This window comes from Allobosea sp. (assembly GCF_030694325.1).
GTDB lineage: Bacteria > Pseudomonadota > Alphaproteobacteria > Rhizobiales > Beijerinckiaceae > Allobosea.
In genome coordinates this window covers 1-16,413 of sequence record NZ_JAUXYO010000097.1, presented here as the reverse complement: position 1 = coordinate 16,413, position 16,413 = coordinate 1, and the positions used below count along the sequence as shown (strand labels likewise).

Annotated in this window: 17 protein-coding genes; 12 read left to right on the top strand and 5 right to left on the bottom strand. The window is 69.2% G+C overall.

Going from position 1 to position 16,413, the window contains the following annotated elements:
• Window positions 1-74: 74 nt before the first annotated feature.
• The 3 genes from Q8M82_RS05945 (at window position 75) to Q8M82_RS05935 (ending at window position 5,232) form a co-directional block, all read left to right on the top strand.
• Window positions 75-2,159, top strand: a complete 2,085-nt coding sequence (locus Q8M82_RS05945) for an elongation factor G (protein WP_305690456.1) — start codon at window positions 75-77, stop codon at window positions 2,157-2,159.
• A 155-nt stretch (window positions 2,160-2,314) separates the two neighbouring features.
• Window positions 2,315-4,024, top strand: a complete 1,710-nt coding sequence (locus tag Q8M82_RS05940) for an AMP-binding protein (RefSeq protein ID WP_305690455.1) — start codon at window positions 2,315-2,317, stop codon at window positions 4,022-4,024.
• A 95-nt stretch (window positions 4,025-4,119) separates the two neighbouring features.
• Entirely contained in the window at window positions 4,120-5,232 is a 1,113-nt protein-coding gene (locus Q8M82_RS05935) for a sulfite oxidase (protein ID WP_305690454.1), read from the top strand.
• A 4-nt stretch (window positions 5,233-5,236) separates the two neighbouring features.
• Here the strand turns inward: Q8M82_RS05935 and mtaB are convergent, their stop codons facing one another.
• On the bottom strand, window positions 5,237-6,508 hold the full coding sequence (gene mtaB / locus Q8M82_RS05930; protein WP_305690453.1) for a tRNA (N(6)-L-threonylcarbamoyladenosine(37)-C(2))-methylthiotransferase MtaB: 1,272 nt from the start codon (window positions 6,506-6,508) through the stop codon (window positions 5,237-5,239).
• Window positions 6,508-7,392: a diaminopimelate epimerase gene (dapF, locus tag Q8M82_RS05925; RefSeq protein WP_305690452.1), complete on the bottom strand. Its 885-nt coding sequence runs from the start codon at window positions 7,390-7,392 to the stop codon at window positions 6,508-6,510. Before dapF ends, mtaB begins: the two co-directional genes overlap by 1 nt.
• 507 nt (window positions 7,393-7,899) lie before the next feature.
• Between dapF and Q8M82_RS05920 the strand changes: the two genes are divergently transcribed.
• A complete protein-coding gene (locus tag Q8M82_RS05920; protein ID WP_305690451.1) occupies window positions 7,900-8,448 on the top strand; it encodes a GyrI-like domain-containing protein in 549 nt (182 codons plus the stop codon).
• Window positions 8,449-8,476: 28 nt separating this feature from the next.
• Here the strand turns inward: Q8M82_RS05920 and Q8M82_RS05915 are convergent, their stop codons facing one another.
• Window positions 8,477-9,535: an MBL fold metallo-hydrolase gene (locus Q8M82_RS05915; protein WP_305690450.1), complete on the bottom strand. Its 1,059-nt coding sequence runs from the start codon at window positions 9,533-9,535 to the stop codon at window positions 8,477-8,479.
• 82 nt (window positions 9,536-9,617) lie between these two features.
• A complete protein-coding gene (locus Q8M82_RS05910; protein WP_305690449.1) occupies window positions 9,618-10,244 on the bottom strand; it encodes a LysE family translocator in 627 nt (208 codons plus the stop codon).
• Between the two features lie 66 nt (window positions 10,245-10,310).
• On the opposite strand from Q8M82_RS05910, the gene Q8M82_RS05905 reads away from it, so the two are divergent.
• Complete coding sequence (locus tag Q8M82_RS05905; RefSeq protein WP_305690448.1) at window positions 10,311-10,637, top strand: BrnT family toxin; 327 nt, start codon at window positions 10,311-10,313, stop codon at window positions 10,635-10,637.
• A complete protein-coding gene (locus Q8M82_RS05900; RefSeq protein ID WP_305690447.1) occupies window positions 10,604-10,954 on the top strand; it encodes a helix-turn-helix domain-containing protein in 351 nt (116 codons plus the stop codon). The genes Q8M82_RS05905 and Q8M82_RS05900 overlap by 34 nt, the downstream gene beginning before the upstream one ends.
• A gap of 14 nt (window positions 10,955-10,968) precedes the next feature.
• Here Q8M82_RS05900 and Q8M82_RS05895 read toward each other — a convergent pair whose 3' ends face one another.
• Window positions 10,969-11,532 carry a CAP domain-containing protein gene (locus Q8M82_RS05895; RefSeq protein WP_305690446.1) on the bottom strand — a complete coding sequence of 188 codons (564 nt, stop codon included), beginning with the start codon at window positions 11,530-11,532 and terminating at the stop codon, window positions 10,969-10,971.
• 289 nt (window positions 11,533-11,821) lie between these two features.
• Here Q8M82_RS05895 and ffh point away from each other — a divergent pair, with 289 nt between their 5' ends.
• From ffh to trmD, 6 genes are all read left to right on the top strand, one after another.
• Entirely contained in the window at window positions 11,822-13,402 is a 1,581-nt protein-coding gene (gene ffh / locus Q8M82_RS05890) for a signal recognition particle protein (protein WP_305690445.1), read from the top strand.
• Complete coding sequence (locus tag Q8M82_RS05885) at window positions 13,399-13,662, top strand: hypothetical protein (RefSeq protein ID WP_192644627.1); 264 nt, start codon at window positions 13,399-13,401, stop codon at window positions 13,660-13,662. The genes ffh and Q8M82_RS05885 overlap by 4 nt, the downstream gene beginning before the upstream one ends.
• Window positions 13,663-13,708: 46 nt before the next feature.
• Entirely contained in the window at window positions 13,709-14,068 is a 360-nt protein-coding gene (gene rpsP, locus Q8M82_RS05880) for a 30S ribosomal protein S16 (protein ID WP_305690444.1), read from the top strand.
• A 99-nt stretch (window positions 14,069-14,167) separates the two neighbouring features.
• Entirely contained in the window at window positions 14,168-14,695 is a 528-nt protein-coding gene (gene rimM / locus Q8M82_RS05875; RefSeq protein WP_305690443.1) for a ribosome maturation factor RimM, read from the top strand.
• Entirely contained in the window at window positions 14,685-15,377 is a 693-nt protein-coding gene (locus Q8M82_RS05870) for an HAD family hydrolase (RefSeq protein ID WP_305690442.1), read from the top strand. The genes rimM and Q8M82_RS05870 overlap by 11 nt, the downstream gene beginning before the upstream one ends.
• A 163-nt stretch (window positions 15,378-15,540) precedes the next feature.
• Window positions 15,541-16,260, top strand: a complete 720-nt coding sequence (gene trmD / locus Q8M82_RS05865; protein ID WP_305690441.1) for a tRNA (guanosine(37)-N1)-methyltransferase TrmD — start codon at window positions 15,541-15,543, stop codon at window positions 16,258-16,260.
• Window positions 16,261-16,413: the final 153 nt, after the last annotated feature.

Genomic DNA, 16,413 nt, shown 5'->3' with positions numbered 1-16,413 from the left:
GTCGCGCCGGCCTCATGCCGCGCGGTGTGCCGGGGCCCGGCCCGCCTTCGCGGCCCGACCCGAAGGAGGAGACCATGCCCGCCTCTGCATTCGCCGCCACCGGAGGATCCGCGCCCGGCACCAGACGCGCGGGGCCGCGATGCATCGCCATCGTCGGCCCCTTCCAGAGCGGCAAGACGACCTTGCTGGAGAGCCTCGTCGCGCGCTGCGGCGGCCTCTCCCGCGCCGGCTCGGTCAAGGCCGGCAACAGTCTCGGCGACGCCTCGCCGGAGGCGCGCGCCCACCGGATGAGCACGGAGCCCAATGTCGCTGCCGTCGACTTTCTGGGCGAGCGCTTCCATTTCATCGACTGTCCCGGCTCGGTCGAGTTTCTGCACGAGATGCGCCATGTCCTGCCGGCGGTCGACGCGGCGGTGGTGGTCTGCGAGGCGGACGACCGCAAGGTGCCGGCGCTCGAACTGGTGCTGCGCGAACTCGAGGAGGCGGATATTCCGCGCTTCCTCTTCCTCAACAAGATCGACGGCGCCACGCGCCGGGTGCGCGAGACGCTGCCGATCCTGCAGCGCGCTTCGCGCACGCCCCTGCTGCTGCGCCAGATCCCGATCTGGCAAAATGGCATCGCCGTCGGCTTCATCGACCTCGCGCTGGAGCGGGCCTTCATCTACCGCGAGCATGCGGCGAGCGAGGTCGTGCCGTTGGCGGATGAGGAGACGCCGCGCGAGAAGGAGGCCCGCTTCTCGATGCTGGAGCGCCTCGCCGATTATGACGACGCCCTGATGGAGGATCTGCTCGGCGATATGGAGCCGCCGCGCGACCGTGTCTTCGACGATCTCGCGCGCGAATTGCAGCATCGCCATGTCGTGCCGGTGCTGATCGGCGCGGCCGAGCGAGGCCATGGCGTGACACGGCTGCTCAAGGCGTTGCGTCATGAGGCGCCCGGCCTGGCCGAGACGCGCGGACGCAGCGGCGTGCTGGCGCAGGGCGCGCCGCTGGCGCTGGTGGTCAAGACCTCGCATGCCGGGCAGGGCGGCAAGCTATCGCTGGTGCGGATGCTGCGCGGGCGACTTGCGGAGGGGGACGTCGTCACCTCCTCGGGCGCCGTCGAGGCGCGCATCGCCGGCGTGCTGGCGCTGCAGGGCGCCGAGGCGACGCGCCAACCGGCGGTCGAGGAGGGCGAGGTCGCGGCGTTCGCCCGGCTCGATGGCGTGGCGACGGGCGAGGCGGTTCAACTCGGCAAGGTTCGCGCGGCGCAGGTCTGCGCGATCGCGCCGCCCGAACCGGTCCAGGTGCTGGCGCTGGCCGTCAGGGACCGCAAGGACGATGTCCGCCTCGCAGCGGCGCTGGCGAAGCTGACGGAGGAGGATCCGGCGCTGCTGGTCGAGCATCGGGCCGATCTCGGCGAGATCCGGCTCTCCGGCCAGGGCGAGATGCATCTGCGCGTGGCGCTGGAGCGTCTCGCTGGCCGCTCGGGCGTGGCGGTGGAGAGCCGTCAGCCGCAGATCGGCTATCGCGAAACGATCCGCGGTCAAGGGAGCGCGCGCGGGCGCCATCGCAAGCAGAGCGGCGGCCATGGGCAGTATGGCGATGTGGTCCTCCAGGTCGCGGCGCTGCCGCGCGGCGCCGGCCTGCGCTTCGTCGACCGTGTCGTCGGCGGCGCCGTGCCACGTCAGTACATCGCCGCGGTCGAGGCGGGCGTGCGCGATTTCTGCGCCCAGGGGCCGCTCGGCTTCCCGCTGGTCGATCTCGAGGTCACGCTGACCGACGGCTCGCATCACAGCGTCGATTCCTCCGACATGGCCTTCCGCCAGGCGGCGCGGATGGCGATGGCGGAGGCCGTGCCGCTGGCGAGGCCGGTGCTGCTCGAGCCGGTCCTGGCGGTCGAGGTGGTGATCCCCTCTGAGGCGATGTCGCGCGCCTCCGCGATCCTCTCGGCCAGGCGCGGCCAGATCCTGGGCTATGACGCCCGTCCGGGTTGGCGCGGCTGGGACCGGATCGAGGCCCTGGTGCCGGAGGCCGAGATGGCGGGGCTGATCGTCGAGCTGCGCTCGGCGAGCGCCGGCGTCGGCGGCTTCAGTGCGCGCTTCGACCATCTCTCCGAACTGGCCGGCAGGGCGGCTGGGGCGGTGGTCGCGGCGCAGAGCACGCTGGCCAGCGGGTGAGGCGCGGCAGAGATCAGTTTACATATAAACCTTTAAGGAGGTAAAGAACCGGTGGGTGCTTGCGCCCACCGGCGCTGTTCCGCAGTGTAGGGACAGCAAAAACGGCATCGGCAACCCGCCCCGCGGGGGAAAGCCGGGCGACGGGGAGGACGACGATGAACGCGACAACCGCCACCCAGGCGACGACGGAGCCGCGGCCGTGGCTCGCCCATTATCCCGCCGCCGTGCCGGCGGAGATCGGCGATCCGGGCACGCTCGCCGATCTGATCGGCCGTGCCTGCGAGACCTATGCGACGAGGCCCGCCTTCGAGAGCTTCGGCAAGTCGATCAGCTTTGCCGAGACCGGCCGGGCCGCGCGGGCCTTCGCCGCCTGGCTGCAGGCGAAAGGCTATCGCAAGGGTGACCGTATCGCGCTGATGATGCCCAACATCCTCGCCTATCCGGCGACGATCTTCGGGGCGCTGCTCGGCGGCTACACGGTCGTCAACGTCAACCCGCTCTACACGGCGCGCGAGCTCGCCCACCAGCTCAACGATTCGGGCGCCCGCGTGCTGGTCGTGATCGAGAACTTCGCGCATGTGGTCGAGGAGGCGAAGCCACAGCTGAAGATCGAGACGGTCGTCGTCGCCACTGCCGGCGACCTGATGGGCTTCAAGGGGCACATCGTCAACTTCGTCGCCCGGCGAATCAAGAAGGTGGTGAAGCCCTTCAACCTGCCGGGCTTCGTGCCGCTGGCGACGGTTCTGGCGGGCTCGGATGCGATGGCGCCGGTGACGGTGACGCCCGACGACGTCGCCTTCCTGCAATATACGGGCGGGACGACGGGGGTCGCCAAAGGCGCGACGCTGAGCCATCGCAACGTCGCCTCCAATGTGGAGCAGTGCGGGCTCTGGCTCGGCTGGGCGCTGGAGCCGCCGCTCGGCCGCAGCGACTACCAGCACGTCATGGTGACGGCGCTGCCGCTCTACCACATCTTCGCGCTGACCTGCTGCTGCATGTTCATGCTGCGCATCGGTGCCAAAGGGCTGCTGATCGCCAATCCGCGCGACATCGCCGGCTTCGTCAAGACGTTGAAGGCCAGCCGCTTCACCCTGATCTCGGGCGTCAACACGCTCTACAATGCGCTCGCCAACCACCCCGAATTCCCGCAGGTGAAGTTCGATGAGCTGCGCTTCGCGGTGTCGGGCGGCATGGCGACGCAGGCCGCCGTCGCCCAGCACTGGAAGAAGGTGACGGGGCGCCCGATCATCGAGGGCTACGGCCTCTCGGAGACCTCGCCGGTCGCCTCGATCAACCGGCCCGATATCGCCGAATTCTCCGGAACGGTGGGTTTCCCGCTGCCGTCGACGGACATGGCGATCCGCGATGCCGAGGGCCACGACCTGCCGATCGGCGAATCCGGCGAGATCTGCATCCGCGGGCCGCAGGTGATGGTGGGTTACTGGAACCGCCCGGACGAGACCGCCAAGGTGATGATGCCGGACGGCTTCTTCCGCAGCGGCGACATCGGCGTGATGCTGCCCGACGGACAGGTCCGTATTGTCGACCGGATGAAGGACATGGTGCTGGTCTCCGGCTTCAACGTCTATCCCAACGAGGTCGAGGACGTTCTCGCCCAGCATCCCGGCGTGCTCGAATCGGCCGTCGTCGGTCTGCCGGACGAGCATTCCGGCGAGGCGGTCACGGCCTTCGTCGTGCGCCGGGATGCGACGCTGACGGCGGACGATCTGCGGGCCTTCTGCAAGGAGAGCCTGACCGGCTACAAGGTGCCCAAGCAGATCTTCTTCCGCGAAAGCCTGCCGAAGACCAATGTCGGCAAGGTTCTGCGCCGGGCCCTGCGCGAGGAGGTGGCGGGCAAGGGCTGAGGCCTGGAGGCCATCGCCTTCGCGGCGGGGCTGGGCTAGTCTCGCCGTCGTGCCGGGTGCTCCGACGCACCCCGGCGCCCGTGGAGACTCGCTGCTTGCCGCATCCCCTGATCGACGAAGCGCTGCTGCGCCAGCTCAAGCCGGGCCTGCATATCCATGACGATCCAGCGCTGAACGCCGAGCCCGGCCTCGATCTTCTGGTCGATCCGATCACCCCGGTCGATATCTTCTTCATTCGCAACAACGGCACCGTGCCGTCCCTCGCGGACCGGGCAGACTGGACGCTGACGATCGACGGCGAGGTCGAGCGGCCTGCGCGCTGGACGCTGGACGAGCTGCAGGCTCGCTTCGAGACGGCGACGCTGACGGCCGTGCTGGAATGCGCCGGCAATGGTCGCTCGCAATTCTCGCCCGCGACGGATGGTTTGCCCTGGCGGCTCGGCGCCGTCGGCTGCGCGCGCTGGACCGGCGTGCGGCTCGCCGACGTGCTGGCGGAAGCGGGGGTGCGGCCGAGCGCCGTCTATACCGGGCACTACGCACCCGACAGGCTGATTACCGACCCGTCGCGGCCGGCGCTGTCGCGGGGCCTGCCGATCGCCAAGGCGATGGCGCCGGAGACGCTGATCGCCTTTGCGATGAACGGCGAACCGCTGGGGCGCCTGCATGGCGGGCCGCTGCGGATCGTCGCGCCCGGCTTTCCCGGCTCCGCCTGGCAAAAATGGCTCGACCGGGTCGAGCTCCGTGCCCGGGAGCATGACGGCGAAAAGATGGGCGGGACGAACTACCGTCTGCCGATCGTACCGGTTTCTCCGGGCGAGCCGCTCGATCCGAGCCGTTTCGCCGTCATCACCGACATGCCGGTGAAGTCGCTGATCACTGCGCCGCTGGAGGGCTTCACCGCGACCTGCGGCGAGACGCTGACGGTCGCGGGCTTCGGCTGGAGCGGCGCGATCCCGCTCGCGGGCGTCCGCGTCTCCGGCGATGGCGGGGCCAGCTGGCGCGAGGCTGTGCTGGAGGAAGGCGAAGGGCCCTTCGCCTGGCGGCGCTTCAGCGCACAGCTGGTTGTCGAGCGGCCCGGTCCAGTGACCGTGCTTGCCCAGGCGTGCGACGCGCAAGGACAGATGCAGCCGCTCGAGATCCTCTGGAATCCGCGGGGCTACTGCAACAACCAGGTTCATCGCGTCGCCGGCATGGCGCACCAGCGCTGAAGCCTCAGGCTGCGATCAGGGCGCGTCCGTCGGATGTCTCGGCCGAGACCGAGAGAATTTCACCCGGCGCGGTGTCTCGCCGGAAGCGCACCAGCGTGAAATCCGGGGCGCGGCCGGTGTTGCCGCGCTCAGTCAGCACCGTCAGCGGCCGGCCGAGGCGGGCGGCGAGATGGGCGGCATGGGCTTCTTCCGCCGACTCGCGCAGCCGCGCCGCGCGCTCCGCGACGACCGGGCCGGGCAGCTGCGGCATGCGCGCGGCCGGCGTGCCCGGCCGGGCAGAATAGGGAAAGACGTGGACATAGCTCAGCCCGCATTCGCCGATCAGGTCGAGCGAGCGGGCGAACATCGCCTCGTCCTCGGTCGGGAAACCGGCGATGAGGTCGGCGCCGAAGGCGATGTCGGGCCGTAAGGAGCGGATCTCCGCGCAAAAGCGGACCGCGTCGTCGCGGCCATGGCGGCGCTTCATCCGCTTGAGGATCAGGTCGTCGCCGGCCTGGAGCGAGAGATGCAGATGCGGCATCAGCCGCGGCTCGGTGGCGAGCGCCTCGCGCAGATCGTCATCGGCCTCGACGGCGTCGATGGAGGACAGGCGCAGGCGCGGCAGCTCCGGAAGCTCGCGCAGGATCAGGCGCACCAGCCGTCCGAGCATCGCCGTCTCGGCCAGGTCGCGGCCATAGCTGGTCAGGTCGACACCGGTGAGGACGATCTCGCGCGCGCTGCCCTCCAGCAGGGCGCGGCACTGCGCGATCACGGCGTCCGGCGCGAGCGAGCGCGAATTGCCGCGGCCGAAGGGGATGACGCAGAAGGTGCAGCGATGGTCGCAGCCGTTCTGGACCTGGACGAAGCCGCGGGTCTGCCGGGCGCTGCGGCCGGCTTCTACCGGCGCGAGCCGCGTGCGGGCCATGATGTCGCCGACCGCGATCTTGTCGCGCGGATCGGTCTCGGCCGCGCCGAGGCTGTTGGAGCGGGCCAGCGCCGCCCAGGTCGCAGGCTCCAGCTTTTCGGCATTGCCGATGATGCGGGCCGCTTCCGGCATCTGCGCGAAGCGCTCGGGCTCGATCTGCGCGGCGCAGCCGGTGACGACGACGGGTCGGCCCGGCTGCTCGCGATGAAGCCGGCGCACCGCCTGACGGGCCTGCCGGGTGGCCTCCGACGTCACGGCGCAGGTGTTGACGACGGCGAGATCGGTGAGGCCCGCGGCTTCAGCCTGACGCCGGAGCGCCTCGCCCTCGACGATGTTGAGGCGACAGCCGAAGGTGACGACCTCCAGGGTCATCAGGCGGCTGTCTCGAACAGCTCGGGGGCGAGCGTGCCCTCCCATTCGAACTCCACCGGGCCGGTCATCAGGACATGGCCGTCGCTCTCGCGCCATTCGATTGTGAGGTCGCCGCCCGGCAGGCTGACCACGGCCTTGCGAGCGCTGAGCTCGCGGCGCACCGCCGCGACGAGGGCCGCGCAGGCGCCCGAGCCGCAGGCGCGGGTGATGCCGGCCCCGCGTTCCCAGACGCGCAGCACGATATGGTCCGGCGCGGTGACGGCGGCAAGCTCGATATTGGCGCGATCGGGAAAGATCGGGTGGTTTTCGAGCAGCGGGCCGATCTGCTCGAGATTGAAGCGATAGGGATCGTCGACGAAGAAGACGGCATGGGGATTGCCCATGTTGACGGCGCAGGGCGTGTGCAGGATCGGATCGTCGATCGGACCGATCTGCAGCTCGAAATGCGCGGTGTCGTGGAAAGGCTCGGCCAGCGGGATGTCCTCCCAGTCGAGCCGGGGCGCACCCATGTCGACGGTGAAGACGAGGTCGCTGTCGCGCCGGGCCGGCAGCAGGCCGGCCTTGGTCTGCAGCGTCAGCGCGGTCTTGGCGGCATCGCCCATCACGGGATCGGCCAGCATCGCCCAGGCGACGCAGCGCGTGCCGTTGCCGCAGGCGCCGGCCTCGGAGCCGTCCGTGTTGTAGATCCGCACGAAGGCGTCGGTACCGGGCGTGATCGCGTCGTGCAGAACCATGAGCTGGTCGAAATGCGCGCGCGGCTCGGCCGCGATGGCCCTCGCATCGGGTTCGCTGACGCGCAGCCTCGTGCCACGCAGATCGAGGACCGTGATCTCGTTGCCGAGACCATTCATCTTCAGGAACCGGCGATGGGCGAGGGCGTTCATTCCGTCACATATCCCATGAGATCGCGGTCTATGAGGGAGGCGACGCGAAAAAGCCACCCTTGCGATGATTTCCTGGCGTAAGTGGATGCTCCATATTGCACTGCAAGAGCGCGAATCGATGTTCGCGCCGTTTTTCCGGGCAGGACGTTGACGATGCAGCATTTCCGGATCGCTGTCGGGGCGTTGTCCGCCCTCCTGAGCGTCGGCGGCCTGGCCGCGGCGCAGACGCGGGTGGCGCCGCCAGGTGCCGTCGAATCCGCGCCGCTCGCACCGCCGCCGGGGGCGCCGGTTCCTGCTCAGGCACAGCCTGCTCCCTCACCTGCGCCGACGCCGCCTGCCGCTGTCCCCGATCCCGTTCCTGGCCCGCAGCCGGTTCAGCCGGCGCCGGCACCGACCCTTCCGGTGACGCCAGAGCCCGTCCAGCCCGCCCCGACGCCGCAAGTGCCGTTGGAGCCGCAGCCAGTGCAGCCGCCACCGACGCTTCCCGCGCCCGGACCGGTGCAGCCCGTGCAGCCGCCGTCCCTGCAGCAGCAGACCGGCGTGCTCGACCCGAATGCGACGCTCGCCGGCAAGCGCGGCGACCAGAGCGATGTCGACGAGGTGCTGCTGGTCGCCAAGCCCGTTCTGAAGATCTCGGGCGCGGCGAGCTGGGACGAGGGCTTCAAGCGGCTGGCTGAGAGCTTCCGCGTGCTGCGCCAGGAGGCAGAGCGCGCCCGCATGCCGGTGGCCGGGCGGCCGCTGACGCTGTTCCTGGAGACCGACGACAACGGCTTCCGCTACGAGGCGATGCTGCCGGTCGGTCCCGCCCCCGAGGGCGAGCGCAACGCGACCTTCGGCAATGGCGTGCGGCCGGGACTCACGCCGGCCGGACCGTCGCTTCGCTTCGTCCATGTCGCGCCCTATGACGACATCGATTCGACCTATGAGACGATCACGGCCTATCTCGAAGCGAAAGCGATCAGCGTAAAGGACGCGTTCCTTGAGGAATATGTCGGGGATCTCACCGATCCGGCCGACCCCAATCTCGAGATCAACGTCTACGTCCAGCCGCGCTGATCGGGCGCGCCGGCTCAGGTCTATAAGGTCAGGCCTGCCAACTCAGACCCGGGCGCATCGCGCGGAATCGCTCCTCGGGCAGGCCGGCGGCCGTTAGCGCCGCGGCCAGCGCCGACAGCGGTCGCTCGATACCCTCGTCGGTGAGCTGGAACGTGCCCCAGTGGTGGCCGAGCGCCTCGTCGGCACGCAGAGCCAGCATGACCTGCACCGCCTCCTCCGGGTTCATGTGGTTGTCGCGCATGAACCAGCGCGGCTCATAGGCGCCGATCGGCAGCACGGCGAGGCGGAAGGGGCCGAGTTCGGCGCCGAGGCGGCGGTAGAGCGAGCCGTCGTGATAGCCGGTGTCGCCGACGTGGAAGATGCGGGCGCCGCCGCCCTCCAGCACGAAGGAGCACCACAGCGCCATGCGCCGGTCGAAGGCGCCGCGCGCCGACCAGTGGTAGCTCGGCGCCAGCGTCACGCTCACGTCGCCGGACAAGGACAAGCGGGCCGACCAGTCATGCGCCTCGGCGCGCGCGTCCGGGATGCGGGCCCTGACGATGGTGTCGTTGCCCAGGGGCATGATCATGCGCGGCTGGTCGCGCTCATGCAGCCGCGCCAGCGTCTCGATGTCGAGATGGTCGTAGTGGTTGTGCGTGATCAGGACGGCGTCGATGCGCGGCAGGTCGTCGAAAGCGACACCGGGCTCGTTGACGCGGCGCGGCCCGATGAAAGAGAGCGGGCTGGCGCGCAGCGAATAGACCGGGTCGATCAGCAGGTTGAGGCCGCCGATCTGGTAGAGGAAGGAGGCGTGGCCGAGATGGACGATGCGGACACCCTCGACGCGGGCCGGTGGCCGGTCCTGCGGCGGGGCAGGGTAGCTCTCGGGAAAGGCCTCGCGATCGCGCTTCGAGGTCTGCCATTTCAGCACGTCGGCGAGCCCCTTGGTCACGGGCCGGCCATCGGTGAAGACGGTGCCGTTGAAGTTCTCGGTCACGGGGCCCTGGTAATAGGGATTGCGCGAGCGTGAGATCGAAGCCCAGGCGGCACTGCCGGTGCCGAGCAGAGCGGGGATCCCGAGGAGGGTGAGGAGCTTGCGGCGGTTCATGCCGCAGAAGGTGGGTGTGCCCGGTCCCGGGTCAAGCCGGTGCGGATCACGGTCGCTTGACCGGCGAGATCCGCTCGCGCCTTCAACGCGTGCCGGTGCGCATCGCCACCGTCGCGATGCCAGCCCCGATCAGCAGGGTCCCGCCGGTCCGGTTGATGGCGCGGATCGCGCGCGGGCTGCTGACGACGGCGCGGGCGCGGGAGGCGATGAGCGCGTAGCCGAAGGCGTTGGCGGCGGCGAGCGTCACGAAAGTCGCCTCGAAGATCAGCATCTGCGTCCAGAAATCGGCCTTCGGATCAAGGAACTGCGGGAGGAAGGCGACGAAGAAGGTGAGGCTCTTGGGGTTCAGCGCCGTGACCAGCCAGGCGTGGCCGAGCATCTTGAGAGAGGAAACCGCATCCTCGCGGGGGCTGGCGTCGAGCGTGCCGCCGGCGCGGAAGAGCTTGATGCCGAGCCAGACGAGATAGGCCGCGCCCGCCCATTTCAGTACGGTGAAGACGGTGGCCGAGGTCGCCAGCAGGGCGCCGACGCCGAGCATGGAGAGCGTCATCGCGGTGAAATCGCCGAGCGCGACGCCGGCGGCCGTCGGCAGCGCCGTGCGCCAGCCCTGGCCGAGCGCATAGGAAACGACGAGGAGGATCGTCGGGCCGGGAATGACGAGAAGCACGGCCGTGGCGGCGGCGAAGGCGGCCCAGGTTTCGAAGGTCATGAGGCGGTTTTCCGATGGCGTCGGGCGAGCCATCCCCAGCTGCGATGGTTTGTAAAGGCGAGCAGCATGCAATCTTGCCAGAGCTACGCTCCAAGCGTAGTCTGGGCCATTGATTTCGAATGGAACGAAGCCAAAAGCCACCGCAATCGGCTCGACCGGGGCTTTGGGTTCGATCTGGCAAGTCTGATTTTTGCCGGCCCTGTCCTTGAGGTTGAGGACCGGCGATACGACTACGGCGAGCGGCGCATGCGCGCGATCGGAGAGGTCGAGGGGCTGACCCTGTTTGTCGTCTACACGGATCGTGGCGACGTGCGACGGATCATTTCGGCGCGACCCGCCAAGCAAAAGGAGCGGCAGCTATGGCGACTATTCGCAGAAGCCTGGAATCGATAAGGCAATCGAAGCCCAGTTTTGATCGCAAAGCGATCGAAGCTGCGACGGAGTCCGATATCGCGCGCTATGAACGCGAGGACGAAGCCGATGCCGTTCTCTATCCTCAGCCGCGCGAAATCCGTGCGTCACTCAACATGACACAGGTCGAATTCGCGGCCGCGTTGAAGGTGCCGCTCGCGACGCTTCAGAACTGGGAGCAGGGACGTGTACAGCCCGACCCTGCGGCGCGTGCCCTGCTCACGATCGTCAGCAAGGATTCGCAGATCGCTTTCCGGGCTTTGAATTCCAGCCGGGGCCTCAGCGAGATCGAGAGTTAATCTCGCGATCGGGCTCAATTACGCGGCCGGTTCGAGCCGAACCAGCCGACGGGCCCGGCCGACATCTCGACGCGTTTCTCCGGTTCGCCCGCCACGACCAGCGCCCACCAGGCGCGGTATTGCGTCTGCGGGTCCTTGGCGAGGGCTATGCCGAAGCGGGTGGCTTCCTTCATGCGCAGATTGGCATCATGGCCCGAGGAGGCGCGCCAGCCGGCGAAGGCTTCCTCGGTCGAATAGTAGCCGCCGCCGAGATTTTCTGCCGCGCGGGCGGCATCGAGACCGGCGGCATGGACGCGCGCGGCGAAGCTGCCGGCTGCGTCATGCGAGAGTGCGTTGGCGCGCGCCATGGCATCGGCCTGGCGCTGGGCCATCGCCGTCAGGGTTGGGTCGAGCCGGACGGGTCCGAGGCCCTGGCTGGCGCGATAGGCGTTGAAGATGCGGGTGGCCTCAGCCGGATCAAGCGTGACCGCCGCCAGGCGTGCGGTGGCGCGCGGATCGAGCGGCGTCTCGCGGCGCGGCTCGCCGGCACAGCCGGCGGCGAGGAGGGCGAGGACGGCGGGAAAGAGAAGAAGGCGCATGGGCGAGGAGGGGTCCGGCGTCGCTGCGGAGCCTGTGCCGCTAGCGTCCCATCATGGCGAGATTGCTGCCGGCGACCCCGTCAACCTTGACTTTCGCCACAATCTCCCGCTTTAAGCGCTCCATCCGTTTCGCCGACATCGTCGAGACCGCATCAGCCGACCGGGCCGCCTCGCGGCTTCACGAGCCCGGAGGTCAACGCCCGACAGCGCGTCCGCGCCCTCGGGCGCGAAACCGTTTGGCGATGAGGCTTTGCGCAGTCGGTCCCTGAAGGCAAGCAAGCAGGTCCGCATGTTCGGCACTCTGAGCGACAGGCTATCAGGCATCCTCTCGGGGCTGACCCGCAGGGGTTCGCTGACCGAGGAGGACGTCAACGCCGCGCTGCGCGAGGTGCGCAAGGCGCTGCTCGAGGCCGACGTCGCCCTCGAGGTCGTGCGCTCCTTCACCGACAAGGTCCGCGAGCGGGCCGTCGGCGCCGAGGTGCTGAAGTCGGTCACGCCCGGCCAGCAGGTCATCAAGATCGTCAACGACGCGCTGATCGACATGCTCGGCGGCGACGGGGAGGGCATCGGCTTCGACGCCGTGCCGCCGGTGCCGATCCTGATGGTCGGTCTTCAGGGTTCAGGTAAGACCACCTCCACGGCGAAGATCGCCAAGCGCCTGACCGACCGTGCCAAGAAGCGCGTCCTGATGGCGTCGCTCGACACGCGCCGCCCGGCGGCGATGGAGCAGCTCGCCATCCTCGGCAAGCAGGTCGGCGTCGAGACGCTGCCGATCGTCGCCGGCCAGTCGGCCGTGCAGATCGCGCGCCGCGCGATCGAGGCCGCCCGCCTCGGCGGCTACGACGTGGTCATGCTCGACACCGCCGGCCGCGTCACGCTCGACGACACGCTGATGGCCGAGGTCGCCGAGGTGAAGGCGGCGACGAATCCGCACGAGGTGCTGCTCGTCGCCGATGCGCTGACCGGTCAGGACGCCGTCAACACGGCGCGCGCCTTCGACGCCCGCGTCGGGCTGACCGGCATCGTGCTGACCCGGATGGACGGCGATTCCCGCGGCGGCGCGGCGCTCTCGATGCGCGCCGTCACCGGCAAGCCGATCAAGCTCGTCGGCACCGGCGAGAAGATCGACGCACTCGAGGATTTCCACCCCTCGCGCGTCGCCAACCGAATCCTCGGCATGGGCGACATCGTCAGCCTGGTCGAGCGCGCGGCCGAGACGGTCGATGCCGACAAGGCCCAGGCGCTGGCGCAGCGCCTCGCCAAGGGCAATTTCGACCTCGCCGACATGCGCATGCAGCTCCAGCAGATGGAGAAGATGGGCGGCCTCGGCGGCGTCATGGGCATGCTGCCCGGCATGAAGCAGATGCAGGGCCAGCTCGCCAATTCGGGCGTCAACGACAAGATGATCAAGCGCCAGATCGCGATCATCGATTCGATGACGCCGGCCGAGCGCAAGAACCCCGACCTGCTGAAGAACAGCCGCAAGAAGCGCATCGCGGCCGGCTCCGGCACGAGCCCCGAGGCGATCAACAAGCTGCTCAAGATGCATCGCGGCATGGCCGACATGATGAAGGCGATGAGCAAGCAGAAGGGCGGCATGCTCGGCAAGCTCGGCCAGATGTTCGGCATCGGCGGCGGCGGCTTGCCGCCCGGCATGCCCGACCCCTCGAAGATGGACCCGGCGCAGCTCGCCGAACTGCGGAAGCAGCTCGGTGCGGGCGGTGGCATGCCGGGGCTGCCTCCGGGCGGCTTCCCGGGCCTGCCCAAGGGCGTGACGCCGCCGGCCGGGATGATGCCGAAGCTGCCCGGGCTGGGCAGCGGACTTCCGGGGCTGGGGGGCTCCAACCCCTTCGGAGGCAAGAAGAAGTGACCAAGCCCACCGAAATGCGCGTCGGCATGTTCGACGTGTTCAAGCAGGTCAAGGCGCGTCTCGACGACGCCAACCTGTCCTATGAGACGTCGTCCTATCGCGACGACGCCTTCTCCTTCCTCGTGCATGCGCCGGGCGAATATTGGGAGATCGACGTGCTGGAAGACGGCTCGATCGATCTCGAGATCTTCACCTCGACGGGCATGAAGGACGATCCCTGGGCCGCGATCGACCAGCTGGTCGACGACAACAAGCCCTGATTTCCCCCGCAACGCTCAACCGTTCGAAAACCAAGGAAGAACGCGAATGTCCCTCAAGATCCGCCTGACCCGTGGCGGCGCCAAGAAGCGCCCTTACTACCGCATCGTCGTCGCCGATGCCCGCTCGCCGCGCGATGGCCGCTTCATCGAGAAGATCGGCTCCTATGATCCGATGAAGGCGAAGGATTCGCCGGAGCGCGTCGTGCTCGACGTCGAGAAGGCCAAGGAGTGGCTCGCCAAGGGCGCCCAGCCGACCGATCGCGTGCTGCGCTTCCTGGACGCCGCCGGCCTCGCCAAGCGCCCGGCCCGCAACAACCCGGCCAAGGCCGTTCCCGGCGAGAAGGCCAAGGAGCGCGCCGAGAAGAAGGCCGCGAAGTCCGCCGCCCCGGCCGAAGCCGAGGCGTGATGCCGGTTGCGGCCACCGCGTCATTCTCGGGCGAAGCTTTGCTTCGGCCCGAGAACCTCCGGCAGGAGATGCTCGGGTCAAGCCCGAGCATGACGCCGTATGGCCGCTGACGACAAGCTCATCCTGCTCGGCGTCATCGGCGCCGCGCATGGCATCAAGGGCGAGGTCCGGATCAAGGCCTTCACCGGCGATCCGCTGGCGATCGCGGATTACGGCCCGCTGACCGACGACAAGGGCCGGCGTTTCGAGATCGCCGAGATCCGCCCGGCCAAGGAGGTCGTGGTCGCCCGGATCAAGGGCATCACCAGCCGCGAGGCGGCCGAGAGCCTCAACGGCGTCAACCTCTTCGTCGCGCGCGACCAGATTCCGGTGCCAGAGGACGAGGACGAATTCCTGCAGGCCGATCTGATCGGCTGCGCGGTCGTCGGCCCTGACGGCGCGGTGCTGGGCACGGTGACCACCGTCGCCAATTACGGCGCTGGCGATCTGCTCGACATCCTGCTGCCGGACGGCCGCTCTGTGCTGATGCCCTTCACCAAGGCCTTCGCGCCACGCATCGACATCGCCGCCCGGCGGATCGAGGCGGTGCCGCCCGAGGGGCTGTTCGAGGCCGACGATGAAGACTGAGTCAAATGCCTGGGACCAGCCTGCCGGCGCGCTGATCTTCGACATGGACGGCACCATCGTCGACAACATGCGCTTCCATGACGACGCCTGGGAGAGCTGGCACCGCGAGCACGGCCTGCCCTTCGACCGGCCGGCCTTCTTCCGGACCACGGCCGGGATGGCGGTCGGCGAGATCGTCGGCCCCTATTTTCCGGGCGTCGCCGCCGAGGAGATCGCCCGGCTGGGCGAGGCCAAGGAGGCGCTCTACCGCGAGACCTACCGGGCCCATGTCATGCCGCTGCCGGGCCTGCTGCCGCTGATGGCCCGGGCCCGCAGTTGCGGCGTGCCGATGGCGGTGGCCTCCGCCGCGCCGCCGGAGAACATCGCGCTGGTGCTCGATACGCTGGGCCTGCGCGCCGAGTTCACGACCGTGATCTCGCCCTCGCAGGGTTTTCGCGGCAAGCCGCATCCGGACATGTTCGTCGAGGCGGCGCGCCGCATGGGCGTGGCGCCGGAGACCTGCCTCGTCTTCGAGGATGCGCCCAACGGCGTCGAGGCGGCGCGGCGGGCCGGCATGCGGGCCGTCGCCATGCTGACCATGCTCGGCGCGGAGGGATTTGCGGCCTATGACAACGTCGTCGCCTCGGCGGCGGACTTCAACGCGCTGGACCGGCTGCCGGCGCTGCGCTTCGGCTCGATCTGATTCCTTTGTCAACAAGCACTGCGTCATTCCGGACAAGCGGCGAAGCCGCGCCGCTCCGGAATCCATCCTAGGGCATCGCTGCGCCTTACGATGGATTCCGGGTCTTCGCTTCGCTCGCCCGGAATGACGTCGCGTTTTGTCCTGATATCAGCCAGGCTCACTCATGCCGTTCCGCGCCTCTGTCCTCACCCTCTATCCGGAGATGTTTCCCGGGCCGCTCGGCGTCTCGCTGGCCGGCGAGGGGCTGCGGCGCGGGCTGTGGTCGCTGGAGACGCACCAGATCCGCGATCATGGCATCGGCCGGCACCGCAATGTCGACGACAACCCGGCCGGGGGCGGCGCGGGCATGGTGCTGCGCTGCGACGTGCTGGGTGCGGCGATCGACGCCGCCGTTCCTGCCGCCGACACGCGTCCGCGGCTGCTGATGTCGCCGCGCGGGCGGCCGCTGGCGCAGCGCCAGGTTCGCGAGTGGGTCGCGGGCGAGGGCGTCGTCATCGTCTGCGGGCGCTTCGAGGGCGTCGACGAGCGGGTGATCGAGGCGCGCGGGCTGACCGAGGTCTCGATCGGCGACTACATCCTCTCGGGCGGCGAGATGGCGGCGCTGGTCCTGCTCGACGCCTGCGTGCGGCTGATCCCCGGCGTGATGGGCAAGGAACTCTCGGGCGAGGACGAAAGCTTCGAGAACGGCCTGCTCGAATATCCGCACTACACCCGCCCGCGCGAATGGGAGGGCCGCGGCCTGCCCGAGGCGCTGCTGTCGGGCGACCATGCCCGGATCGCGAAATGGCGGCGGGCTGAGGCGGAGCGGATCACGCGGGAGCGGCGGCCGGATCTGCTGGATCCTTCTCCCCTCGGGGGAGAAGGTGGCAGCGCGAAGCGCTGACGGATGAGGGAAGGACGGCTGAGGGCTCGGCTTTCGTCCCTCATCCGTCTGCTGCGCAGATACCTTCTCCCCCGAGGGGAGAAGGGATCACGGCGCCACCACCGGCAGTTTCTCGGCCAGCCACCCACCCGGCCCGAGCATGCCGCCGCGGAC